The following is a 23,239-nucleotide window of genomic DNA, read 5'->3' as shown; positions in this document are numbered from 1 at the left end:
GGCGCCGACGGCCGATGGGGCGCGGTCGCGGCTTACGCCGCTCCTACCCCAAGGCCGTGCACGGCTTTAGGCCGGATCCTTCGGACGCACCATCACGTGCACTTCGGCCAGCTGCGCGTCCGGAATCGGCGACGGCGCGCCGGTCATCAGGCATTGCGCGGTGGTGGTCTTGGGGAACGCGATCACGTCGCGGATCGACTCGGTGCCGGCCATCAGCGCGGCGATGCGGTCGATGCCGAAGGCGATGCCGCCGTGCGGCGGCGCGCCGTACTTGAGCGCGTCGAGTAGGAAGCCGAACTTGGCTTCGGCCTCTTCCGCGCCGATGCCGAGCAGATCGAACACCGCCGACTGCATCTGCGGACGGTGGATGCGGATCGAACCGCCGCCGATCTCGTTGCCGTTGAGCACCATGTCGTAGCCGCGCGACACCGCGGTCTTGGCGTTGGCGCGCAGGTCGGCGATGTCGTCCACCGCCGGCGCGGTGAAGGGGTGATGCAGGGCGACGTAGCGCTGCGCCTCCTCGTCCCACTCGAACATCGGGAAGTCGGTGACCCACAGCGGCTTCCAGCCCGCGCCGACCAGGCCCAGGTCCTTGCCCAGCTTCAGGCGCAGCGCGCCCATGAAGTCGCTGGCGGTCTTGTAGTCGGCCGCGCCGAAGAAGATCGCGTCGCCGCTCTGGGCGCCGCTGGCTTCGACGATTCGGGCCAGGGTGGCGTCGTCGAAGAACTTGGCGATGGGCGAGTTGATGCCCTCGCGGCCCTTGGACAGGTCCTCGACCTTCATCCAGGCCAGGCCCTTGGCGCCATGCTTGGCGGCGTGCGCGCCGGCGTCGTCGATCTGCTTGCGCGACCAGCCCGCGGCGCCCGGCGCGCGCAGCGCGATCACGCGGCCGTCGGCGTGGTTGGCCCAGTCGGTGAAGACCTTGAACTCGCAGTTCTTGACCAGCTCGGCGATGTCGACGAACTCCAACTCGATGCGCAGGTCCGGCTTGTCCGAACCGTAGCGGCGCATCGCCTCGGCGTAGGTCATGCGCGGGAACTGGGCGTCGAGCTCGACGTCGATGGATTCCTTGAACACCACCCGGATCATGTCCTCGACGGTGTCCTGCACGTCGCGCTCGGAGACCCAGGCGAACTCCATGTCGAGCTGGGTGAATTCGAGCTGGCGATCGGCGCGCAGGGCTTCGTCGCGGAAGCAGCGCGCGATCTGGTAGTAGCGGTCGAAGCCGGCCACCATCAGGATCTGCTTGAACAGCTGCGGCGACTGCGGCAGGGCATAGAACTCGCCCGGGTGCATGCGCGCCGGCACCAGGAAGTCGCGCGCGCCCTCGGGCGTGGCCTTGGTCAGGATCGGGGTTTCGATGTCCTGGAAGCCGCGCGCGTCCAGCCAGCGGCGCAGCGACTGCACCAGGCGGATGCGCGTGCGCATCATCTTCTGCATCTCGGGACGGCGCAGGTCCAGGTAACGATAGGTCAGGCGGGTTTCCTCGCCGGCGTTCTCGTGGGCATGGAACGGCAGCGGCTCGGCCTTGTTCAGCACCTCGATGGTCGCGGCCAGGATCTCGACCTTGCCGCTGCGGATCTTGTCGTTGGCGGCCTGGCGCGCGCGCACCGTGCCGGTCACGCGCACGCAGCTCTCCACGCTCAGGTCGCTGGCGATCTTGAACAGCTCGACCATGTCGGAATCGACCACGATCTGGACCACGCCCTCGTGATCGCGCAAATCGGTGAACACCACGTGGCTTTGGACGCGGTTGGTGTTGACCCAGCCGCACAAGGTGACGGTCTGGCCGATCAGCGCCTCGTCGACGAGGCCGCAGAAGTGGGTACGCATGGAAACTCCGGGATCGAAACGGCGGCCGGCGCGGGGCCGGCACGGTGGGGGGCGCCGGGCGGAGCCGGCGCGCGTCCGGGCCTGGGCCAGGAACACGCTATCTTAACGGCTCCAGCCGGTTACTTGTCCCGCAGCGGCGCCCACGGCTGGATTTCGTCCACATCGAATCCGCCCACTGGCCGTCCCGTACGCACCCGCACCACCGGCCGCGGCCCGGTCCGCCGCGTGCTCCATCCGGCTAGGGGATAGGCCATGCTGAAACTGCTCAAACCGTTGTCGCTGGCGTTGTGTCTGGCGGCCCTGGCCGCTCCCGTCCAGGTCCTGGCCCAGCCCCAGGTGCGGGCCTACGCGCCCGAAAACCTGCGCAACCTGTCCTACAACGACCAGGTCCGGGTGATCAGCCTGGAGTACTCCGAACAGTCCAACGGCCGGCGCATTCCGGACGACCAGCTGCGCTTCTATATCGATCAGATCAACCGCTCCAACTGGACCTTCAGCCGGATCAAGACCGACATCTCGCAGTCCCTGACCGGCGACGGCGGCGGGATCGGCCCCCAGCCTGGCGGCACGATCCGCTGCGAGAGCAGCGACGGCCGTCCGCGCACCTGCCGCACCAGCTGGCCCGGTTATTCGCGCCTGCTGCGGCAGCTGTCCAAGACGCCCTGCACCGAGGGCAGCACCTGGCAGTCGCGCGACGGCAACATCTACGTCAGCGGCGGCTGCCGCGGCGAGTTCGGCCCCGGCCTGAGCCCGCCGGTGCCGCCGGTCGGCCAGACCGTGCGCTGCGAGAGCACCGACAACCGCCCGCGCACCTGCTCGGTGCCCTGGTACGGGCAGACCCGGCTGTCGCGCCAGCTGTCCAGCTCGGCCTGCATCGAGGGCCGCACCTGGCAGTCGCAGAACGGCCAGGTCTGGGTCACCCAGGGCTGCCGCGCCGACTTCGTGGCCGGCGCCCAGATCCAGCCGCCGCAACCCGGCGCGCGCCGGGTGACCTGCTCCAGCGTCGACAACCGCACCACCACCTGCGCCTGGCCGCCCGGCTACGGCGTGCCGCGCCTGCTGCGGCAGATCTCCAAGCAGCCCTGCATCCAGGGCAATACCTGGGGCATCAGCTCGCGCACGGCGATCTGGGTCAGCCGCGGCTGCCGCGGCGAATTCGGTAACTGATAGGCCCATGGCGGGCGCCGCAACGGCGCCCGTCGCTTTTGCCGCTTCCCGGCGCGCGCCTCATAGGCACCGGCCCTCGCGGCGACCGCCCCGGATCGCTCCGGGGCCTGGGGCTCACTCCGAGGACGCGGCCGGCTTGGCGGCCGGCTTGGGCTCGCTCTTGGCCGGCTCGGCCTTGGTTTCGGCCGGCTTGGGCGCGCCGCTGCCGCCGTCGACCAGATTGCGCTTCTTGTCGCCGTCCTTCTTGAAGTCGGTCTCGTACCAGCCGCCGCCGGCCAGGCGGAACTGCGGCGCGGTGAGCTGACGGCCCACGGCTTCCGCCCCGCAGGACGGGCATACGCTGGGATCGGCGTCGGACAGCTTCTGCAGACGGTCGAAGCTGTGCCCGCAGGCGCTGCACTGGAAGGCGTAGATAGGCATTGCGGTTCGGGTTTTTCCGGGACGGACGACAGCAAGGATGGGGGTGACAGGCCGCGATTCAACCACGCCCGGGCTCGCGGGGAGGCGTAGGGCCGGGGCCGCGGGCAGCCGCAGCGCCGGCGGGGTCAGGCAGGCGCCGGCCAGGCAACGCTGGAAGTTCGGCCGGGCGCTGGAGACCACATCATAGACGCCGGCGTAACCCGGTGGCTTCTGCTCGAACTGCATGTGCAGTTCCTCGATCCCGTACAGGCCGTCGCCGACTCGGTGCAGCGGACGGAATGTGCGGATGCGGGCGGGCGCGCAGGTCAGCGCCCCGGCCGCGAACGCGCTGACGCAATCGTGCACGTTGCGCCTACCCTGGCCCGGACCGAATTCGGCAGTGGTGAGGACGTCGTAGACGCGTCCTTGCACCATGTCCCACTTGTTGGGCACGGCACGCGGCCCCAGCCCATAGCCGTCTTGGCGCTGCTCGCCGACACCGCCGGCATCGCGCTGGATTTCCAGTGTGTAATGCGGGTTCGGGTACGCCGTCGCCAAGGTGGCGGCCGAGGCCAGGGTCCAGACGCCTTGGGCCTGCGCGACCTCGAACTGCAGGCTATCCACCGCTAGTGAACCGCTCACGCCACTCCAGGTCTGCGCGGCGTTGGCGCCCTTGCCGTTGGCGATGTAGACCACCGTATCGACGGCATCGTCGCCGTCGACGCTCCAGTAGCGCAGCGTGGCCAGCGGCGTGTCCACCACCAGCGCGCGGCCCTCCACGTACCATGCGAACGCGACGCCTGCCTCCGCCGCCTGCGGTTGCATGTCGGCGCCGACTTTGAAGCCGTGGTCCTCGGTCAGGCCGCCGCCGCCCGCATCGAAGCGGTGCTGGACGAAATCGCAGTTTTCCAAGCGCAGGCCGCTGCTCATCTGGCTCGTGCGCTGCGTGCAAGGCCACGGCAAAGCGCGCCGGGTAGGCGCCGATATCCAAGACCCGGCTCGCGCGACCTCCTGCAGATCGGAGACCGACCATAGCCGCATCGACCAGTAGGGTTGCGGCGGAAGCGCCGGCTGATCGACGGCGGTCTTGGTCCACTCCTGTCGGGTCGCCCACAGGTCGTAATGCTCGCCGTCGAACAGGCGCCGCAGGACGATGCGGTCCAAGCTCAGGCGCATGCGCGTCACGCCTTCGTAGCGTTCGTATACGCGCGGCGTACGCGGCAGCAACAGTACGTCGCCGGAAGCCGCCAGCTGGGCAGTGTACGTAGGGCGGGCTTCCTCGGAATCGCCTTCGTACAGGCTGTAGCTGCCGTCGGTGTTGCTCAGCAGCAACTGGGGGGCATTGGAGAACACCGGAAAGTTGTCGCGCTGGATCGGCGCCATCATCAGCGTCTGCGGCGGCAACTGCGACAAGAACGCCAGGGGCGCATAGTCCGCCTGGGCGAACACGGCCTCGGGCTTGAGCTTGTCGCTGTTGAGCCAGGCGCTGTAGGCCGCTTCGTTCTCCAGCAATTGCTGACCATCGGCGTAACCGTTCGGAAGGGCGACCGTACCGGAGGACACGCCCTCGAGCAGGGAGCGCGCGCCGAACAGGTCGTCTCCGAGCAGACTGCGGCTGGCCTGCTCGAACTCGCGGTCGCTCGCCGCGTCGCGGCCGTCCAGCACCTTGCTCACCAGAAACGCCAGCGCGCTGCTCCAAGGCGATACCCGCAGCGTCGGCAGCTCGACGGCGTCGACGCGGCGGTCGCCGCCGGTATGCGCGATCAGCTTGCCGAAGCTGCCGACCACGCTGCGATAACGCACGCGCTGCGACAGCACTTGGACGTCGACCATCTCGGCGGGGTCCAGGGCGTCGATGGTGGCCACATAGCCGCCGCCCTGAATCTGGCCGGAGAAGCTGCGGTTGCCGACCCGGACCAGGATCGAATCCGGAGCCGCGCCCGGCGCCAGGCCGCTGATCTCGCCCGCGATGGTCAGGCTGACCGGTGGGCGCTTGGGCTGCGAGCCGCGCACCTCGATCGGCTCGGCCGGATCGCCGGGCGCCGCTTGCGGCAGCACGCGCATGCTCGCCGCGCGCGCCAGCGCCGACTGAATGACGTTATGGAAAACCGGGGCCGCGAACGCGGCCACCATCACGACCGCGGTCGTCGCCGCGAGCCACTTCCTGTTTCGACGCATTCCCATCCCCAGTGGTGGCCCTCGGGCGATCCCGACGCGCCGCGTCGAAATCTAAACCAGCGCAGGCGCAGGGTCGATGCTTCACGCGCTCGAAACCGACCACTTTGCGTTGAGAGGTGAATTCTCGCGCCGGATCGGTCCACTCGCCGCGCGAACCCGCGGCTAGAATCCCGGTTCGCTCCAGGCCCGCCGTGCGCGCGGCCGTCGTCATCAGGAACCGCATGTCCCGAAATATTTGGCTGGGCCTGGCGATCGGCCTCACCGCCGCCGCCCTGGCCGCGACTTATGTGTTCGAACCCGGCGCGCTGCTCAAGCCCGCCGCCCCCAAGCGCACGCCGCTGGGCTGGACCGGGCAGCTGCAGTTGCGCGCCGGCGACGGCGTGCAGGGCTGGCGCGACGGCGCGGGCGCGCAGGCGCGCTTCGCCGATCCCTACGGGCTGGCGCTGGGCCGCGACGGCACGCTCTACGTCGCCGACGCCGGTGACAACAACCGCATCCGCAGCATCCGCGCCGACGGCAGCGTCGCCACCTTCGCCGGTTCCGACGAAGGCTTCCGCGACGGCGTCGGCGCCGCCGCGGCGTTCGACACGCCCTCGGGCCTGGCCCTGGACGCGGCCGGCAATCTGTATGTGGCCGACACCGGCAACCACGCGATCCGCAAGATCAGCCCGCAAGGCGCGGTCAGCACCGTGGCCGGCGACGGCAGCGCGGGTTATCTCGACGGCCCCGGCGCGGTCGCGCGCTTCAACGGCCCCACCGGCGTGGCCGTGGACGCCAAAGGCCAGGTCTACGTCGCCGACACCTACAACGATCGCATCCGCGTGATCGGTCTGGACGGGCAGGTGCGCACGCTGGCCGGCGGCGAGCGGCCGGGCTATCAGGACGGCCCCGGCGCGGTCGCGCGCTTCGACACCCCGACCGCGCTCGCGGTGGACCGTCACGGGCGCGTGCTGGTGGCCGACCTGCGCAACAACGCGATCCGGCGCATCGGCCTGGACGGCGCGGTCAGCACCCTGCTGCAAACTTTCCCGGAGGATCCGGCGGACGCATTGCGCCGGCCGCTGAGCGTGGCGGTAAGCCACGACGGGGTGATCTACATCGGCGAGATGGCGCGCGGACGCGTGCTGCAGATCGGCGCAGGCGGCGTGATGCACACTATCAGCGGCGCGGTCTCGGCGCAGCGCCTGGCGCGTCCGTCGGCGCTGGCGATCGCGCCCGACGACACGCTCTACGTCGCCGACGCCCTGGGCTACCGCGTGCACCGCCTGGCGCCGGCCGTGCCCGGCGCGGCCGCGATCGCCGACGCGGTCGGCCCCTCGCCGCTCAACCCGCTGCCGCGCAGCGAGGGCCGCTGGCCGCTGGCGCCGCAGACCGCCTGGCACGAAGTGGTCGGCACCCTGGGCGAGGTACGCGGCGACGGCGATGGCGAGAGCCGTCACCACCTGCACGGCGGCCTCGACATCGCCGGCGACGTCGGCGAGCGCGTGCTCGCGATCGCCGACGCCAAGGTCAGCAGCCCGCACGCGACCTGGGGCCTGGGCCAGCTCGGCGAAGGCCTGGGCCTGGACACGCTGGGCTACGTGCACATGCGCGTCGGCCGCGATGCGCGCGGTGATTCGCTGGACCCCGCGCGTTTCCAGCCGCTATTCGACGAAGCCGGCAAGCTCGAACGCGTGCGCGTCCCGCGCGGCACCCGCTTCCGCGTCGGCGACGCGCTGGGCACGATCAACCCCATGGCCCACGTGCATCTGATCGTCGGCCCCGACGGCTACCAGCGCAACGCGATCAGCCTGGGCTTCCTGGGGTTCGCCGACCGCTACGCGCCGCAGATCGAGCGCGTGGCCCTGCTGGACGACGCGGCCCAGCCGCTGGAACAGCGCGAGCAAGGGCGCGTCGTGGTGTCGCGCGCCCTGCCCGGCCTGCAGATCGTGGTCGACGCCTGGGACCAGGTCGACGGCAACCAGGCGCGGCGCCGGCTCGGCCTGTACGCATTGGGCTACCAGTGGCTGGACGCGGCGGGCACGCCGATGCCGGGCTACGAGACGCCACGCAGCAACATCCAGTTCGACCGCATGCCGTCCGAGGACGAGGCGCCCAAGGTGATCTACGCCGACGGCAGCGGCATCACCGTCCACGGCAACGCGATCACCCGCTTCCGCTACGTGCTGACCAACACCGCCCGCGACGGCAAGCTCGCGACCGGCCTATGGGTACCGACCGAGCTGCCGCCAGGGGATTACACGCTGCGCATCACCGCCAAGGACTACAGCGGCAACATGGCCGGAGCCAAACGCGATCTGGAAGTACGTTTGCAGTAAGGCTATAGACAGCGACGACCAAAACAGTCACCCCCGCTCCGGACCTCGAAGTTGCTTCGAACGCAGCCGTTGCCGCTGCTGTTGCCGCTGCTGTTGCCGTTGCTGTTGCATTGAAATCCAAAAGCCCCGCACTCACCCGACCAGCCGTAGACCCGAAGGGCGGCGCGCAGGACGCGCGCCGTTTTTCGATAGGACATGGATGTCCTATCGAAAAATCCCCGCGCCAGCCCCGAACCCGCAGGGGAGGTTTGGTCACGCTAGCCCTTCTCTTTGGTTACTTTCTCTTGGGCTAGCAAGAGAAAGTGACCCGCATGCGCAGCAGGCGGAAGCCGTTGACCTTCGGTCAGAACAGACGGCAGCAAAGCAAAAGCAAATCCTCCCCAACCCTCCTTTTCCAAAGGAGGGAGCCAAAAGCAAGAGAAGGTGACCCGCATGCGCAGCAGGCGGAAGCCGTTGACCTTCGGTCAGAAGAAGCGATAGCAAGGCAAAGCAAATCCTCCCCAACCCTCCTTTTTCAAAGGAGGGAGCTAAAAGCAAGAGGAGGTGACCCGCATGCGCAGCAGGCGGAAGTCGTTGACCTTCGGACCGAGCCGACGAAGCAACAGCAACAGCAAATCCTCCCCAACCCTCCTTTGATAAAGGAGGGAGCTAAGAGCAAGAGCCTGCTGGCGTTCAGCCGTGCACGAACCTGCGGTTCGTAAGCCGCACGGCTTCACCCTTTTCCAAAGGAGGGAGCTAGGAGCAGGAGCAGAAGAAAGGGACCCGCCCGCGAACCTCAAGCCGCGTCGTACAGCGCCAACCACTCCGCCTCGGCCTGGGCCAACTCCGCCGCCACCGCCTCGCGCTTGCGCGCCAGCTCGGCCGCGTTGTCGCCGCCGCCGACGTACTTGGTCGGATCGGCCAGATCCATGTCCAGCGTGCGCAACTTGGATTCCAACTCGGCCACGCGCGCCTCGGCCTGCGCCAACTTGTGCGGATTGACCTTGGCGCGCGGCTTGCTTGGCGGCGCCTCCGGCACCACCGCCGCGGCGGCCGCGGCGATCGCCTTGGCCGCGGCCTTGCCGTCGTTGCTGCTGTCGCGCGTGCGCAGCCACACCGCATAGGCGTCGAGATCGCCGTCGAAGGGCTGAGCGACGCCGTCGGCGACGCGCCAGAAGGTGTCGCAGACCAGGCCGATCAGGTGACGATCGTGAGAGACCAGCACGATCGCGCCGTCGAAACTGCTCAGCGCTTCGGCCAGAGCCTCGCGCATGTCCAGGTCGAGGTGGTTGGTGGGCTCGTCCAGCAGCAGCACGTTCGGGCGGCGCCAGGCGATCAGGGCCAGGGCCAGACGCGCGCGCTCGCCGCCGGAGAAGGAATCGACCTTCTCGAAGGCGCGGTCGCCGGGAAAATTCCACTTGCCCAGGAAGTCGCGCAGCTGCTGAGTGGCCACGCCCGGCGCGATGTCGGCCAGGTGGTCGATCGCGGTGGTGCCTTCGCGCAGCGATTCCACCGTGTGCTGGGCGAAGTAGCCGATGCGCAGATCCGGATGGCCGCCGCGCTCGCCGCTGAGCAGTTCCAGCTCGCCGACCAGCGACTTCACCAGGGTCGACTTGCCGGCGCCGTTGGGGCCCAGCAAGGCCACGCGGTCGCCGGCCTCGAGGATGAAACCGACCTGGTTGAGCACGGTGTGGTCGCCGTAGCCGCAGTCGGCGTGCATCAGGCGCAGCAGCGCGTGCGGCAGCTTCAGCGGCTCGGGGAAATCGATGCGCAGCACGCGCTCGGCGCGCACCGCCTCGGTACCGGCCATCTTGGCCAGGCGCTTGACCCGCGACTGCGCCTGCTTGGCCTTGGCCGCGCTGGCGCTGAAGCGGTCGATGAAGCTCTGCAGGTGCGCGCGCTCGGCCTGGGCCTTCTCGTGGGTGATCTGCTGCAGGCGCAGGTGCTCGGCGCGCTGGCGCTCGAAGGCGGTGTAGTCGCCGGTGTAGAGCTTGGCCTTGCCGTCGTGCAGATGCAGGGTGTGGGTGGTGACCTCGTCCAGGAACTCGCGGTCGTGCGAGATCAGCATCAAGGTGCCCGGGTACTTCAGCAGCCACTGCTCCAGCCACAGCACCGCGTCGAGGTCGAGGTGGTTGGTGGGTTCGTCCAGCAGCAGCAGGTCCGACGGCGTCATCAGCGCGCGCGCCAGGTTCAAGCGCACGCGCCAGCCGCCGGAGAATTCCTTGACCGCGCGCTCGTGGGTGTCGGGCGAGAAGCCCAGGCCGTGCAGCAGCTTGCCGGCGCGCGCGGTGGCGTCGTAGCCGTTGAGCTCCTCCAGGCGGTGGTGGGCCTCGGCCACAGCCTCCCAGTCCTCGCGCTCGACCGCGGCGCGCTCGGCCATCAGCACCTCGTACACGGTGGCGTCGCCGGACAGCACGAAGTCCAGCGCGGGATCGTCCAGCGCCGGGGTTTCCTGGGCCACGCTGGCCATGCGCACGCGGCTGGGCATGTCCAGGTTGCCCAGATCGGACTCCAGCTCGCCCTGGATCGCCGCGAACAGCGAGGACTTGCCGGTGCCGTTACGGCCGATGACGCCGACCCGCCACCCGGCTTGCAGGGTCAGGTCGACTTTGGACAGGAGCAGGCGTTCGCCGCGCCGAAGGGCGAAATCACGGAAGGCAATCATGCGCATAGTGTAGCGGGACCGAGGCCATTGCCGCCCGCACGATCGCGTGCGGATCCGGCCGCGGAGGCGGATTTGCGGCCCGGACCCGGGCCGAATCGGCCGTCTTCGCCCCTGTTCGCACAGCCGTCGCGGCGAGGGATTAGGCTGTTCGACAACGGGCGGCAGCGCTTGCCGAATCGGCGCTCGCACCGCGGTTACGGCCGTATTTCGGGCCCCAACTTCGTCGCGCTGCTTGCATCGGCGGGTATCGGCCCACATTCTTGGAAGCCGACACGACAGGAGATCCGATGCATCACACCTCCCTGATCGCGATCCTCGTCGCCGGCTTCGTACTGGCGTTCATCTTCGGCGCGCTGGCGCAACGCCTGCGATTGTCGCCGCTGGTGGGCTATTTGATCGCGGGCATCATCGCCGGCCCCTTCACCCCGGGTTTCGTCGGCGACCAGACCCTGGCGCCGCAGCTGGCCGAGATCGGCGTGATCCTGCTGATGTTCGGCGTCGGCCTGCACTTCTCGATGCGCGACCTGCTCGCGGTGAAGGCGATCGCCCTGCCCGGCGCGGTGGTTCAGATCGCCGCCGCCGCCGCCATGGGCTGGGCGCTGGCGCGTTTCCTGGGCTGGTCGCACGGCGCCGGCATCGTGTTCGGCCTGGCGCTGTCGGTGGCCAGCACCGTGGTGCTGCTGCGCGCGCTGGAAGAGCGCCGCCTGGTCGAGACCGTCAAGGGCCGGATCGCGGTGGGCTGGCTGATCGTCGAGGACCTGGCGATGGTGCTGGCGCTGGTCTTGCTGCCGGCGTTGGCCGGCGTGATCAAGGGCGAGGCTGGCGACCCCAGCGAGGTCTGGGCGGCGCTGTTCAAGACCTTCGCCAAGGTCGGCGCCTTCGTGGCGGTGATGCTGATCGTCGGCCGGCGCGTGATCCCGTGGATCCTGGAGCGCGTGGCCGGCACCGGCTCGCGCGAACTGTTCACCCTGTGCGTGCTCGCGATCGCGCTGGGCGTGGCCTTCGGTTCGGCCGAACTGTTCGGCGTCTCGTTCGCGCTGGGCGCGTTCTTCGCCGGCATGCTGCTCAACGAATCCGAGTTCAGCCATCAGGCCGCCAACGAAACCCTGCCGCTGCGCGACGCCTTCGCGGTGCTGTTCTTCGTCTCGGTCGGCATGCTGTTCAATCCGATGATCCTGATCGAGAAGCCGCTGCCGGTGCTGGCGACCTTCGCGATCATCGTGGTCGGCAAATCCATCGCCGCGTACGCGATCGTGCGCGCGTTCGGCAAGCCCGGCCCGACCGCGCTGATGATCTCGGCCAGCCTGGCCCAGATCGGCGAATTCTCCTTCATCCTCGCCGGCCTCGGCCTGCAGTTGGAGATCCTGCCGCAGGAAGGCCAGGACCTGATCCTGGCCGGCGCCCTGCTCTCGATCGTGGTCAATCCGCTGCTGTTCGCCTGGCTGGACCGCAAGCAGGCGCGCGAAGCGGCCGCCCTGCAGGAGGCCGCGGTCGATCCGGTGGTGCCGCCGGTGCCGGCCGATATCGCCAATCACGTGATCCTGATCGGCTACGGCCGCGTCGGCAGCGAGCTGGCACGCCTGCTGACCGAGCGCCGCGTGCCGCTGGTGGTGATCGACGGCGAGGACAGCCTGATCGACAAGGCGCGCGCCGCCGGCCTGCCGGCGATCCTCGGCAACGCGGTCAACGACCGCGTGCTGCGCGAGGCCGTGCCCGAGCGCGCGACCACGGTGATGCTGGCGATCCCGCAGGCGCTGGAAGCCGGCGAGATCATCGCCAAACTGCGCGCGATCAACCCCGGCCTGAGCATCGTCGCGCGCGCCCACAGCGACAACGAGGTCCGCCATCTGATCGAGCACGGCGCCGACGGCGCGGTGATGGCCGAGCGCGAACTCGCGCACAGCCTGGCCGAAATGGTGCTGGCCGCGCCGATCTACCGCGGCGAGCGCCACCTGCCGCCGTCCACCGCGCTGGTCTGAGCGATCCGCGACGATCGGAGCAGGACCGCATCGGCGACTAAAGCGCGATATACCGAAGCACACCCCCAAGCACCCGCAGCGAGCGATCATGAGCGAGACCGACAGCCCCACCCCCGCCGGCGAAGCCGACAGCACGCCCGAAGCGCGGCTCAACGCGGTCGAGGCGCGCATCATCGGCTGCCTGATCGAGAAGGAAGCCACCACGCCCGACGTCTACCCGCTCACCCTCAACGCCATCGTCGTGGCCTGCAACCAGAAGACCGCGCGCGAACCGACGATGCAGTTGGAACAGGGCGAAGTCGGCAACGTGCTGCGCCGCCTGGAACCGCGCGGCTGGGTGAAGTCGCAGCACACCGGCCGCTCGGAGCGTTATTCGCACCGCGCCGGCACGCTGCTCGATCTGACCCGGCCGCAGACCGCGCTGCTGGCCCTGCTGATGCTGCGCGGCCCGCAGACCCTGCACGAACTGCTGTCGCGCAGCGAGCGCATGGCCAAGTTCGACAACGTCGGCGATGTCCAGTACGCGCTGGAACGCCTGGCCCAGCAGTCGCCGCCGCTGGTGCGCCTGCTCGGCCGCCAGAGCGGCCAGCGCGAGGACCGCTACGGCCACCTGCTCAGCGGCGAACCGGTGTGGCACGCATCCAGCGGCGATGGCGACGAAGACAGCCGCGGCGGTGGCGGTGGCGGATCGGCGCTGGCCGAACGCGTGGCCGCGCTGGAAGCGCGGATCGCCGAATTGGAAGCGCGACTGGACGCGGCCGGCGCCTGAGCCCGACTCAGGCTGCAGGATTCGCGGCCAGCGGCAGGTAGATATCGGTGCGTAGCGCCGCCGCCGGCGTTTCGTCGGGATCGTCCAGATACTCGTGGTGCAGCGGCGCATCGCGCAGGCGTTCGCCGCTGTCGGGCAGCCACTGCGCGAGCAATGCGTCGGTCAGCGCTTCCAGGCCGTCGAACGGGCCGACGTGACGCAGGCGCGCATAGCGCCCGCCGCCCAGGGACACGCGCCGGAACTCCTCGCCTTCGGTCTCGAACGGCGCGCTCAAGGCGATCATGCAGTCAAACGCGCAATCGGCTTCGGTCACGTCGCGGCGGTCGTCCCAGGGCACGCCATACAGGCCACAGAGCTGTTCCATGCGTTCGTGCTCGGCGGCCCAGCCGAACAGGCGCTCATAGCCATGATGTTGCTGCGGATAGCCGCCGGTCACGCGCAAGGCCAGCACCTGGAAGGGATCGACCTCGACCACTTCGACCCGCAGCGGCGCGGCCGCGGCCGCGGCGCCGGGCGGCCGCGCCAGGCGCGCGATCTCGCGACGCAGGCGTTCGGGCTCGGCGCGCAGCTCGCTGGGCGTGCCGCCGATGCCCTGGCGGAACGCGCGGCTGAAGGCCTGCGGGGTCTGGTAGCCGACCGCGAGCGCGGTGTCGGTGATGCTGCGGCCCTCGCCCGCGAGCAGGCGCAGGCTCTGCAGCAGGCGCAGGCGCGCGACGGTCTGGCCGCTGGTCTCGCCGGTCATGGCGCGGTAGACGCGATGGAAATGAAAGGGCGAGAACGCCGCGGCTTCGGCCAGGCGCGCGAGTTCCGGCGGATCCTCGCCCTGCGCGATCGCGTGCTCGATCAGCGCGACCGCGCGCTCGATGCGGCGCCGATAGCCGTCGCGGGTGTCTACGCGCTGCGGATCGGCCCTGCGCGTGGCCTGGGGTTCGGAACGCGGGGCATCGGAGTCGGCGGCCATCGGCGTGCACCTGGGTCGGGAGTCGGTCGCCAGCATGGCGGCCGCCCGCGCCGGCGGCGGTTCCTATCTTGCGCTCTCGCGCGGCCCGGTTCGTGTCGGGCGATCTCAGTACGACAGCGCCAGGCTCACCAGCACCACGGCCTCGATGGCTTCGGCCAGGGCGCCGCAGGTATCGCCGGTCATGCCTTGCAGGCGACGCAGGCAGGCGCGGCGCCACAGCCAGAAGCTCGCCGCGGACACCGCCAGCGCCAGCGCGCCGCGCCAACCCGCCAGCGCGCAGGCCGCGGCGCTGAGCAGCAGACTGGCGACCGCCGCGGCGCGCGGCGCATCGACCAGTGCGCTGCCGATCCCGCCGCTGCGCGCGTACGGCGTGCTCACGAACGCGAGCGTCAGCGCCGCGCGCGCCAGCACCGGCGCCAGCAACAGGGCCGCCCAGGCCGGCGCGGGCAGGCTGGCGAGCGCGGCGAACTTCAGCAGCAGCACCAGCACCAGCGCGACCACGCCGGCGGGGCCGCTGCGCGGGTCCTTCATGATGGTCAGGGTGCGTTCGCGGCGTTCGGCCGCGCTCGCGCCCATGCCGCCGATCCAGGCGTCGGCGCTGTCGGCCAGGCCGTCCAGATGCAGCGCGCCGGTCAGCAGTACCCAAACCAGCAGCAGCAACGCCGCCGCCAGCAACGGCGGCGCCGACTGCAAGGCCCAGGCGAGCAGACACTGCAAGCCGCCGACGATCGCGCCGACCCAGGGATACCAGATCAGCGAACGCGAACTCGCACGCGCATCCTCGAACACCGAGGCCGGCACCGGCAGTCGGGTCAGGAAACCGATCGCGTGCAGCCAGGCGCGCATCAGGCCGACCCGGCGCGGTGCGCGCCGCTCCATTGCAGCGCATGCAAGGACGCGTGCGCGACGTCGATGCCGGCCATGTCGCCGAAGCCGCGACCTTCGTGCACGCAACGCAGCAGACGGATCGCGCCGCCGTGGGTCACCACCAGCACGCGCCGCGCAGGCCAGGCCGCTGCGGCCTCGTCCAGAGCCGCGACCAGACGCGACTGGAAGGCCGCGAAGGGTTCGGCGCCCGGCGGCGGATGCGCGACCGGGTCCGCCCAGAAGCGTCCCAGGGCCTCGCCCTGCTCGGTCGCCAGGGTTTCGATGGGCACGCCCTGCCAATCGCCGAAGTCGTACTCGGCCAGGCGCGCGTCCAGGCGCAGCGGCAGTGCGCGCACCTGGGCGAGCTCGCGCGCGAACTCGGCGCAGCGCCGCAAGGGCGACGACACGATCGCGTCCCAGTCGCGGCCGACCACGGCCGCACGCAGTTGCGTCCAGCCCAGCTCCAACAACGGATCGTCGAGCCGCCCGCGGTAGCTGCGCTGGCCGGTGTCGCCGTGACGCAGCAGCTCGATCGCGGTCGCGCTCATGCGCGTTCCGACACGCCGGCCTGGGCGAAGGTGGCCATGCCTTCGTGCAGCGCGCAAGCCAGGCGCAGCAAGGGCACCGCCACCGCCGCGCCGCTGGCTTCGCCCAGGCGCATGCCCAGGTCCAGCAGCGGCTGCGCGTCCAGCGCCTGCAACAACAGGCCGTGTCCGCGCTCGTTCGAGCGGTGCGCGAACAGCAGCCACTCGCGCACGCCGGGATTGAGCCGGGTCGCGGCCAGCGCGGCCACGGTCGCGATATAGCCGTCCACCAGCACCGGCACGCCGGCCTGGGCGGCGGCGATGAAGGCGCCGCTCAGGGCCGCGATCTCGAAACCGCCCAGACGCCGCACCTGCTCGCGCGCATCGTGCGCGCCGGCATGCAGGGCCAAAGCGCGCTCGATCACCGCGACCTTGTGCGCGATCCCGGCGGCATCCAGGCCGGTGCCGGCGCCGGCGAGTTCGCCGGGCGCGCGCCCGAGCAAGGCGCAGGCCAGCGCGGTCGCGGCGGTGGTGTTGGCGATGCCCATCTCGCCGCCGATGTAGAGCTGCGCGCCGTCCGCGCGCGCCAGGCGCAGGCTGTCGGCGCCCGCGTCCAAGGCCGCCTGCAGCTGCGCCTCGCTCATCGCCGCCCGCTCGCAGAAATTCGCGCTGCTGGCGGCGACGATCGCGCGCCGCACCCCGGCGATCTCGCCCGGGTCGTTGACCGTGCCCAGGTTGACCACGTCCAGGGTTGCGCCCAGGGCGCGCGCGAGCACGCTGATGGCGGCGCCGCCGCCGGCGAAGTTGCGCACCATCTCGCCGGTCACCGCCTGCGGAAACGCCGACACGCCCTCGGCGGCGACGCCGTGGTCGGCCGCGAACACGCTGATCCAGACCCGCTCCACGCGCGGATGCGGGCGATGCTGCAAGGCCGCCAGCCGCACCGCCAGCGCTTCCAGCGCGCCCAGCGAACCCGGCGGCTTGGTCAGCTGGGCCTGGCGCGCCAGGGCCTGCGCTGCGCAGTCCGGATCGGCGACGGCGCAGGCGTCCAGGGTCCAGTCGCGCGACGGCGACGGGGTAGCGATATCGTTCAAGGCAGATCTCCTTTGAGCGCCAGCGGCAGACCCGCGGCGACGAACAGCACGCGCTCGCAGCGCGTGCCCAGGTGTTGATGCAGGCGGCCGGCTTCGTCGACGAAGCGGCGCGTGAGCTCGCCCAGCGGCACCACGCCCAGGCCGACCTCGTTGCTGACCAGCACGATCTCGCCCGGCAGGCTGGGCAGGCTCTGCAGCAGCGCCTCGCGCTCGCGTTCGTAGCGATCCGCGGCCTGCGCTTCGTCCAGCAGATTGCTGAGCCACAGGGTCAGGCAGTCGACCAGCACGCAACGGCCTTCGCGCGCGTGCTCGCGCAACGCGGCGGCCAGCGCCAGCGGTTCTTCGAGGGTGCACCATTGCGCGGGGCGACGCTGGCGATGATGGGCGACGCGCGCAGCCATCTCGCCGTCGCGCGCCTGCGCGGTCGCGATGTAGACCACGTCGGCGCTGCGTGCGGCCAGGCGCTCGGCCAGGGCGCTCTTGCCCGAGCGCGCGCCGCCGAGGATCAGGGTGCGCATGGCGCGGCTCCGGTCGTGGCCGGCAGGCCGAGCAGCGCGGCCAAGCGGGCGGTATCCAAGTGGGTTTCGACCGCATCGGCCAGTCTGTCGATGCCGGCTTCGCGCAAGGAGTGCATGTCCACGCGCTCGACCTCGTCCAGTCCGGCCCAGCGCAGCAAGGCGGTCAATGCGGCGGGTTCGTCGAACAGCCCGTGCAGATACGTCGCGAACACCTGGCCGTCCTCGGAGCGGGCGCCGTCGCTGCGGCCGTCGTCCAGGTGCGCGCTGGCGCGCGTCAGCGCCGGGCCCTGGCTGAGTCCGCAATGGATCTCGTAGCCGCGCACCGGTGCATCGTCCAGCGCCAGCCGGCCGACGACGTTGCGCAGCTGCTTGTCGGGCTCCAGCGTGGTTTCCAGATCCAGCCAGCCCAGGCCGGCGCTGGAGCCGGGCGCGCCCTCGATGCCGAGCGGATCGTGCACCGCGCGACCCAGCATCTGCAGGCCGCCGCAGATGCCGACCAGCTTGCCGCCGTAACGCAGATGGCGCGCGATCGCCTGCTCCCAGCCGTTCGCGCGCAGCCAGGCCAGATCGGCGCGCGTGGACTTGGAGCCCGGCAGCACGATCAGGTCGCAGGCCGGCGGCGTTTCGCCGGGTCCGACGTAATGCAACTCGACCTGCGGATGCGCGCGCAGCGGATCGAAATCGGTGTGGTTGCTGATCCGCGGCAGCGCCGGCACCGCCACCCGCAGCGCGGCCCCGGCCTTGCGCTCGCGTGCGCGCGGCAGCGCATCCTCGGCATCCAGGTGCAGGCCCTGCAGATAGGGCAGCACGCCCAACACCGGCTTGCCGGTCTCGCGCTCCAACCAGTCCAATCCGGGCTGCAACAAGGCGATATCGCCGCGGAAGCGGTTGATCACGAAGCCGGCCACGCGCGCGCGTTCGCTCTCGGACAGCAGAGCCAGGGTGCCGACCAGATGAGCGAACACGCCGCCGCGATCGATGTCGGCGATCAGCAGCACCGGGCAGTCGACCGCCTCGGCATAGCCCATGTTGGCGACATCGCCCGCGCGCAGGTTGATCTCGGCCGGGCTGCCCGCGCCTTCCACGATCACCGCGTCGTAGCCGGCGACCAGGCGCGCGTGCGAGGCCAGCACCGCCTGCATCGCGACGCGCTTGTAGTCGTGGTAGCCGCGCGCGTCCATGTTGGCGACCGCGCGCCCGTGCAGGATCACCTGCGCGCCGGTGTCGCTGTTGGGCTTGAGCAACACCGGATTGAAATCGGTGTGCAGCGGCAGTCCGGCGGCCTGCGCCTGCACCGCCTGGGCGCGGCCGATCTCGCCGCCGTCGGCGGTCACCGCCGAATTCAGGGCCATGTTCTGCGGCTTGAACGGGGCCACGCGTACGCCGCGGCGTTGCAGCCAGCGACAAAGCGCGGTGACCAGCGCGCTCTTGCCGGCGTCGGAGGTGCAGCCCTGCACCATCAGCACGCACGCGCTCATGCGGCGCTCCGCGCGGCGGCGATCTCGGCCAGGGCCGCGTCCAGGCGCGCGTAGGCCGCGTCGTCGCCGGGCAGGCCGAAGCGCAAACTGGCCGGCGTCTCGAACAAACGGGTGAGGATGCCGCGCCGCGCCAGCGCCTCGTGCAGCTCGACGGCATCCTCGCAACGCCGCCACTGGAAGTAGGCGCAACCGGCGTCGGGCGCGAAACCGCGCGCGCGCAGCACGGCGCCCAGACGCTCGCCCTGCGCCAGCAGGCGACCGCGCATGCGCGCCTGCCAGTCGCGGTCGGCCAGCGCCAGCTGCACCGCATGCCGGCTGGGACCGCTCAGCGTCCACGGGCCCAAACGTTCGCGCAACGCGGCCAGCAGCGGCGGTGCGGCGCAGACGAAGCCGGCGCGCGCGCCGGCCAGGCCGAAGAACTTGCCGATCGAGCGCAGCACGATCAGCCCGCTGCGCGCGCTATCGGCGCAGAGGCTGCGTTCCGGCGTGGCGTCGATGAAGGCCTCGTCGATCAACAGCCAACCGCCGCGCGCGGCCAGTCGCGCGTGCAGGTCCAGCAGGGTCGCGCGCTCGTAGCGCTCGCCGCCGGGATTGTTGGGATGGATCAGGACCACGACGTCGTAGCGTTCGCTCTGCGCGAGCAAGCGCTCCGACTCGCACAGCTCGACCGCATGCCCGGCCTGGCGCCAGGCATGCGCGTGCTCGGCGTAGCCGGGTGCGAGCACGCCGACTCGGGCCTGCGCGCGCAAGCGCGGCAAGGCCTGGATCGCGGCCTGCGAACCGGCCACGGCCAGCACCTCCGGCGCGCCGTAGTATTCGCGCGCGGCCGCGTGCAGGCCGTCCTCGTCCTCGGGCAGGCGATGCCAGGCGCGCGCGGGGATCGCCGGCACCGGCCAAGCCTCGGGGTTGATGCCGGTGGACAGGTCCAGCCAGTCCGCGGGCGCGATGCCGTAGCGCTGCGCGGCGCGCAGTAGACGACCGCCGTGCTCAAGCATGGGTGGAGGCTCCGGATGGCGGTGCGGGCACGCGATCAGTAGTTGAAGACATACGTCGCCACCGCCGCGATCAGAGTGAGTACGCACAGCCACAACAGCGCGCCGCGCCGTACCAGCGACTGCGCGCGCACGATCGCCGCGGCGTCGGGCGCGTCGCCCTCGCCCAGCAGCGGGCGCGACTCCCAGACGCCGTGATACGGCGCCGCGCCGCCCAGGCGCACGCGCAGCGCGCCCGCGCCGGCCGCCATCACCGGGCCGGCGTTGGGGCTGTCCCAGGCCGGCGCCTGGCTGCGCCAGCAGCGCAGCGCCGCGCCGGCGTTGCCGAGCGCGGCGTAGGTCAGCGCGGTCAGGCGCGCGGGCAGATAGTTGAGCGCGTCGTCGCTGCGCGCGGCGGCCCAGCCGTAGCGTTCGTAGCGCGCGGTGCGGTAGCCCCACATCGCGTCCAGGGTATTGGCCAGCCGGTACAGCACCGCGCCGGCCGGGCCCAGTAACGCGAACCAGAACAGTGCGCCGAACACTGCGTCGTTGCCGTTTTCCAGCACCGACTCGGTCGCCGCCGCGGCCACGCGTTCGGCATCCAGGGCCTGGGTATCGCGGCTGACGATGCGTCCGACCGCGGCGCGCGCGGCCGCCAGGTCCTGGGCACGCAGCGCTCGCGCCACCGGTGCGGCGTGCTCGTCCAGGCTGCGCAGCCCCACGCACAGGTACAGCACGCCGGCCGAGTAGAGCGCCGCCAGCCACGGCGAGACCCGCAGCGTCGCCCATTGCAACGCCGCGGCGCACAGGGTCAGCGGCAACACCGCCAGTAGCCAGGCCATGACGCCGCGCGCGCGGCTGTCGCGATACAGCGCGCGTTCGATCGCCTGCGCGAGGCGCCCGTAGCCGACCAGCGGATGCGCGCGCCGCGGTTCGCCCAGCACGCGATCCAGCAGCAGCGCGGCCCACATCGCGGCGACGGCGAGCACGGCGCTCACGGCTGCAGCAGGCGCAGCGCCGCCGTCGGATTCGACGGGAAGTAGAAATGCACGAAGCTCGCGCTCATGCGGCGGTCGCGGTACACCGCCTCGCGGCTGGGCCCGCCATTGGGATTGACCGCGTGCGCGATCGGCTCGGCGGCGATCTCGGCGCGCGCGTAGTGGAAGGTATGACCGCGCAGCTCGCCTTCCGGCAGGCTCACCGATTGCATGCCCAGGCCGGCCAGTCGCGGCTGCAGGGCGGCGCTGCCCGCGAGCAGGCCGGCCATGGCCTGGCGCTCGCCGTCCTTATCGGTCAGCGCGTCGAGCAGGTACAGCAGCCCGCCGCATTCGGCCAGCAGGGGTTTGCTGGCATCGCGGTGGGCGTGCAAGTCGCGTCGCAGGGCCCGGTTGCCCGACAGCGCCGCCAGATGCAGTTCCGGATAACCGCCGGGCAACCAGACCGCATCGCAGTCGGGCAGGCTGTCGCCGGCCAGCGGCGAGAAGTAACGCAGCTCCGCGCCGGCCGCATGCAGCAGATCGAGGTTGGCCGGATACAGGAAGCAGAACGCGGCGTCGCGCGCGACCGCGACGCGCCAGCCCGACGGCAGCGCCGGCACGGCGGCGGATTCGACCGGCGCGAACGCGACCGGCGGCGGCAGCGTGGCCTCGGCATGCGTGGCCCAGGCGTCGGCCAGCGCATCCAGGCGCGCGTCCAGATCGCCGAGCTCGCCCGCGGACACCAGGCCCAGATGGCGCTCGGGCAGGGCTAGCGCGGGATCGCGCGGCAAGGCGCCCAGCCAATGCAGCGACGCCGGCAGGCTCTCGCGCAGCAACTGCGCGTGGTAGGCGCTGCCGATGCGGTTCGCGGCCACGCCATGCACCTGCAGGCCGTCGCGGTAGCGCGCCAGCCCCACGGCTAGCGCGCCGAAGGTCTGCGCCATCGCCGAGCCGTCGATCACCGCCAGCACCGGCAGGCCCAGCGCCAGCGCGAGGTCGGCGCTGGAGGGTTTGCCGTCGAACAGGCCCATCACGCCTTCGACCAGGATCAGATCGGCCTCGCCCGCGGCTTCGTACAGCCGCGCGCGCACCTCGTCCTCGCCGCACATCCACAGATCGAGCTGATAGGCGGGCGCGCCGCTGGCGCGCTCGTGCACCATCGGATCGAGAAAATCCGGACCGGTCTTGAACACCCGCACCCGGCGGCCCTGACGGCTATGCCAGCGCGCGAGCGCGGCGGTGACGCTGGTCTTGCCCTGGCCGGAGGCCGGCGCGGACACCAGCAGGGCCGGACAATGGCGTACGGCCTGCGCTGCGTGCGTTGCGGTCATGGCTTAGAGCTCGATGCCTTTCTGGGCCTTGATGCCGGCCTGGAACGCGTGCTTGACCACACGCATCTCGGTCACCGTGTCGGCGACCTCGATCAGGCGGTCGGGCGCGCCGCGGCCGGTGATGACCACGTGCTGCAAGGGCGGGCGCGCGGCGACCGCGGCCAGCACGGCGTCGAGTTCGACATAGCGATGCGCGAGCGCGATGTTGAGCTCGTCCAACAGCACGAAGTCGCAGGATTCGTCGGCCAGCATCTGCGCGGCCTTGGCCCAGGCCGCCTGCGCGGCCGCGATGTCGCGCGCCTTGTCCTGGGTTTCCCAGGTGAAGCCCTCGCCCATCACGTGGTAGGCGAGCTGGTCGCCCTCGAAGCGGCGGAAGAAGGCTTCCTCGCCGGTCGAGAAGCTGCCCTTGATGAACTGCACCACGCCGCAGCGGAAGCCGTGGCCCAGCGAGCGCGCGAGCATGCCGAAGCCGGACGAGCTCTTGCCCTTGCCGTTGCCGGTGTTGACCACCAGCACGCCGCGCTCGATGGTGGCGCGGGCGATCTTGCGATCGACCAGCTCCTTCTTGCGCTGCATGCGTTCGCGGTGGCGTTCTTCCTGGGTCGGGACGGTGTCGCTCATGCGCGGGCTCCCTGCTGGGCGGTACGTAGGGCGCCGATGCCGCGGACTATCGCCAGCAGCGCGAACGCGGTGCCGACATAGCCGGCCAGGGTGCCGAGGCTACGCGGATAGTACTGGCCGATGCGCGCGGCGAAGCCGGCCAGCGTGGGATCCGGGTAGCGGCCGGAGAAGAAGTAGAAGCCGCCGCCGGAGAAGACATAGGTCGCGAACGCGGCCACCGCCAGTACCAGCGCCAGGCGCGGCAGGGCGGTCCAGCGATCGCGGTGGATGCGGGCGTAGAAATGACCGGCCAGCCACAGCGTCGCGTAGGCCGGCGCCAGCGCCCAGTACGCCGGCGACAGGCACCAGTCGCCGATCGTGCCCGAGGCCAGGCTGACGATGTCCAGCAGCGAGGCCAGCACGAACAGCAGCGGCAGCATCCACATCGGCCGCAACAGCGCGCCGGCGAGGAAGAAGATCGCCCACGACGCGCTGGGCAGGCGGTCGATGGTGGCGAAGTGCTGGCCGCGGGTGGCAATCATCAGCGCCGCCAGAGCGACGCCGACCAGGATCTGCGCGCGCGACGAGCTCAGCGGCAGGGAATGCGTGGGGCTTGCGGTCATGGTGGTCA

At 70.9% G+C, this 23,239-nt stretch carries 18 protein-coding genes; 4 read left to right on the top strand and 14 right to left on the bottom strand.

Annotated features, from left to right (window positions below):
* Window positions 1–66: 66 nt before the first annotated feature.
* Complete coding sequence (gene aspS, locus BMZ45_RS19025; RefSeq protein ID WP_091638103.1) at window positions 67–1,833, bottom strand: aspartate--tRNA ligase; 1,767 nt, start codon at window positions 1,831–1,833, stop codon at window positions 67–69.
* A 252-nt stretch (window positions 1,834–2,085) separates the two neighbouring features.
* On the opposite strand from aspS, the gene BMZ45_RS19020 reads away from it, so the two are divergent.
* Entirely contained in the window at window positions 2,086–3,000 is a 915-nt protein-coding gene (locus BMZ45_RS19020) for a DUF3011 domain-containing protein (protein WP_254776696.1), read from the top strand.
* 114 nt (window positions 3,001–3,114) lie between these two features.
* On the opposite strand, the gene BMZ45_RS19015 is transcribed toward BMZ45_RS19020, so the two are convergent.
* Window positions 3,115–3,420: an FmdB family zinc ribbon protein gene (locus tag BMZ45_RS19015; protein WP_091638239.1), complete on the bottom strand. Its 306-nt coding sequence runs from the start codon at window positions 3,418–3,420 to the stop codon at window positions 3,115–3,117.
* Between the two features lie 2,378 nt (window positions 3,421–5,798).
* Between BMZ45_RS19015 and BMZ45_RS19010 the strand changes: the two genes are divergently transcribed.
* Window positions 5,799–7,895 (top strand): NHL repeat-containing protein, encoded by a 2,097-nt coding sequence (locus tag BMZ45_RS19010; protein WP_091638238.1) that lies wholly within the window; start codon window positions 5,799–5,801, stop codon window positions 7,893–7,895.
* Window positions 7,896–8,670: 775 nt separating this feature from the next.
* Here BMZ45_RS19010 and BMZ45_RS19005 read toward each other — a convergent pair.
* Window positions 8,671–10,539 carry an ABC-F family ATP-binding cassette domain-containing protein gene (locus BMZ45_RS19005; RefSeq protein ID WP_091638237.1) on the bottom strand — a complete coding sequence of 623 codons (1,869 nt, stop codon included), beginning with the start codon at window positions 10,537–10,539 and terminating at the stop codon, window positions 8,671–8,673.
* A gap of 287 nt (window positions 10,540–10,826) precedes the next feature.
* Here BMZ45_RS19005 and ybaL point away from each other — a divergent pair, with 287 nt between their 5' ends.
* The gene (gene ybaL, locus BMZ45_RS19000) at window positions 10,827–12,518 is read left to right on the top strand and encodes a YbaL family putative K(+) efflux transporter (RefSeq protein ID WP_091638102.1); all 1,692 of its coding nucleotides are present in this window, start codon (window positions 10,827–10,829) and stop codon (window positions 12,516–12,518) included.
* Between the two features lie 88 nt (window positions 12,519–12,606).
* The gene (locus tag BMZ45_RS18995) at window positions 12,607–13,287 is read left to right on the top strand and encodes a YceH family protein (RefSeq protein ID WP_091638101.1); all 681 of its coding nucleotides are present in this window, start codon (window positions 12,607–12,609) and stop codon (window positions 13,285–13,287) included.
* Window positions 13,288–13,294: 7 nt separating this feature from the next.
* Here BMZ45_RS18995 and BMZ45_RS18990 read toward each other — a convergent pair whose 3' ends face one another.
* From BMZ45_RS18990 to BMZ45_RS18940, 11 genes are all read right to left on the bottom strand, one after another.
* A complete protein-coding gene (locus BMZ45_RS18990) occupies window positions 13,295–14,248 on the bottom strand; it encodes an AraC family transcriptional regulator (RefSeq protein WP_175489155.1) in 954 nt (317 codons plus the stop codon).
* Window positions 14,249–14,353: 105 nt separating this feature from the next.
* Window positions 14,354–15,097: an adenosylcobinamide-GDP ribazoletransferase gene (locus tag BMZ45_RS18985; RefSeq protein ID WP_091638236.1), complete on the bottom strand. Its 744-nt coding sequence runs from the start codon at window positions 15,095–15,097 to the stop codon at window positions 14,354–14,356.
* Window positions 15,094–15,663 (bottom strand): histidine phosphatase family protein, encoded by a 570-nt coding sequence (locus BMZ45_RS18980; RefSeq protein WP_091638099.1) that lies wholly within the window; start codon window positions 15,661–15,663, stop codon window positions 15,094–15,096. Before BMZ45_RS18980 ends, BMZ45_RS18985 begins: the two co-directional genes overlap by 4 nt.
* Window positions 15,660–16,691, bottom strand: coding sequence for a nicotinate-nucleotide--dimethylbenzimidazole phosphoribosyltransferase (gene cobT / locus BMZ45_RS18975; RefSeq protein WP_091638235.1), 1,032 nt, complete (start codon window positions 16,689–16,691; stop codon window positions 15,660–15,662). The genes BMZ45_RS18980 and cobT overlap by 4 nt, the downstream gene beginning before the upstream one ends.
* 38 nt (window positions 16,692–16,729) lie before the next feature.
* Window positions 16,730–17,251 carry a bifunctional adenosylcobinamide kinase/adenosylcobinamide-phosphate guanylyltransferase gene (gene cobU / locus BMZ45_RS21870; RefSeq protein WP_091638098.1) on the bottom strand — a complete coding sequence of 174 codons (522 nt, stop codon included), beginning with the start codon at window positions 17,249–17,251 and terminating at the stop codon, window positions 16,730–16,732.
* Window positions 17,239–18,729 (bottom strand): cobyric acid synthase, encoded by a 1,491-nt coding sequence (locus tag BMZ45_RS18965; RefSeq protein ID WP_091638097.1) that lies wholly within the window; start codon window positions 18,727–18,729, stop codon window positions 17,239–17,241. The genes cobU and BMZ45_RS18965 overlap by 13 nt, the downstream gene beginning before the upstream one ends.
* Window positions 18,726–19,724 (bottom strand): threonine-phosphate decarboxylase CobD, encoded by a 999-nt coding sequence (cobD, locus tag BMZ45_RS18960; RefSeq protein WP_091638096.1) that lies wholly within the window; start codon window positions 19,722–19,724, stop codon window positions 18,726–18,728. Before cobD ends, BMZ45_RS18965 begins: the two co-directional genes overlap by 4 nt.
* A 35-nt stretch (window positions 19,725–19,759) precedes the next feature.
* The gene (cbiB, locus tag BMZ45_RS18955) at window positions 19,760–20,671 is read right to left on the bottom strand and encodes an adenosylcobinamide-phosphate synthase CbiB (RefSeq protein ID WP_217643247.1); all 912 of its coding nucleotides are present in this window, start codon (window positions 20,669–20,671) and stop codon (window positions 19,760–19,762) included.
* A 23-nt stretch (window positions 20,672–20,694) separates the two neighbouring features.
* Complete coding sequence (locus BMZ45_RS18950) at window positions 20,695–22,008, bottom strand: cobyrinate a,c-diamide synthase (protein ID WP_091638095.1); 1,314 nt, start codon at window positions 22,006–22,008, stop codon at window positions 20,695–20,697.
* A 3-nt stretch (window positions 22,009–22,011) separates the two neighbouring features.
* Window positions 22,012–22,629: a cob(I)yrinic acid a,c-diamide adenosyltransferase gene (gene cobO / locus BMZ45_RS18945; protein ID WP_056182434.1), complete on the bottom strand. Its 618-nt coding sequence runs from the start codon at window positions 22,627–22,629 to the stop codon at window positions 22,012–22,014.
* A complete protein-coding gene (locus BMZ45_RS18940) occupies window positions 22,626–23,231 on the bottom strand; it encodes a hypothetical protein (protein WP_217643246.1) in 606 nt (201 codons plus the stop codon). The genes cobO and BMZ45_RS18940 overlap by 4 nt, the downstream gene beginning before the upstream one ends.
* Between the last annotated feature and the right edge of the window lie 8 nt (window positions 23,232–23,239).

It is taken from the genome of Lysobacter sp. cf310, from assembly GCF_900114355.1.
Classification (GTDB): Bacteria; Pseudomonadota; Gammaproteobacteria; order Xanthomonadales; family Xanthomonadaceae; genus Lysobacter.
This window is presented reverse-complemented; position numbering and strand designations above follow the sequence as displayed.

Coding starts and splice junctions, on each gene's coding strand:
- cbiB (WP_217643247.1), bottom strand. CDS start 20,671: ATGTGGGCCGCGCTGCTGCTGGATCGCGTGCTGGGCGAACCGCGGCGC.
- BMZ45_RS18995 (WP_091638101.1), top strand. CDS start 12,607: ATGAGCGAGACCGACAGCCCCACCCCCGCCGGCGAAGCCGACAGCACG.
- BMZ45_RS19010 (WP_091638238.1), top strand. CDS start 5,799: ATGTCCCGAAATATTTGGCTGGGCCTGGCGATCGGCCTCACCGCCGCC.
- ybaL (WP_091638102.1), top strand. CDS start 10,827: ATGCATCACACCTCCCTGATCGCGATCCTCGTCGCCGGCTTCGTACTG.
- cobD (WP_091638096.1), bottom strand. CDS start 19,724: ATGCTTGAGCACGGCGGTCGTCTACTGCGCGCCGCGCAGCGCTACGGC.
- BMZ45_RS18940 (WP_217643246.1), bottom strand. CDS start 23,231: ATGACCGCAAGCCCCACGCATTCCCTGCCGCTGAGCTCGTCGCGCGCG.
- BMZ45_RS19005 (WP_091638237.1), bottom strand. CDS start 10,539: ATGATTGCCTTCCGTGATTTCGCCCTTCGGCGCGGCGAACGCCTGCTC.
- BMZ45_RS18990 (WP_175489155.1), bottom strand. CDS start 14,248: ATGGCCGCCGACTCCGATGCCCCGCGTTCCGAACCCCAGGCCACGCGC.
- cobU (WP_091638098.1), bottom strand. CDS start 17,251: ATGCGCACCCTGATCCTCGGCGGCGCGCGCTCGGGCAAGAGCGCCCTG.
- cobO (WP_056182434.1), bottom strand. CDS start 22,629: ATGAGCGACACCGTCCCGACCCAGGAAGAACGCCACCGCGAACGCATG.
- BMZ45_RS19015 (WP_091638239.1), bottom strand. CDS start 3,420: ATGCCTATCTACGCCTTCCAGTGCAGCGCCTGCGGGCACAGCTTCGAC.
- BMZ45_RS18965 (WP_091638097.1), bottom strand. CDS start 18,729: ATGAGCGCGTGCGTGCTGATGGTGCAGGGCTGCACCTCCGACGCCGGC.
- aspS (WP_091638103.1), bottom strand. CDS start 1,833: ATGCGTACCCACTTCTGCGGCCTCGTCGACGAGGCGCTGATCGGCCAG.
- BMZ45_RS19020 (WP_254776696.1), top strand. CDS start 2,086: ATGCTGAAACTGCTCAAACCGTTGTCGCTGGCGTTGTGTCTGGCGGCC.
- BMZ45_RS18950 (WP_091638095.1), bottom strand. CDS start 22,008: ATGACCGCAACGCACGCAGCGCAGGCCGTACGCCATTGTCCGGCCCTG.
- BMZ45_RS18980 (WP_091638099.1), bottom strand. CDS start 15,663: ATGAGCGCGACCGCGATCGAGCTGCTGCGTCACGGCGACACCGGCCAG.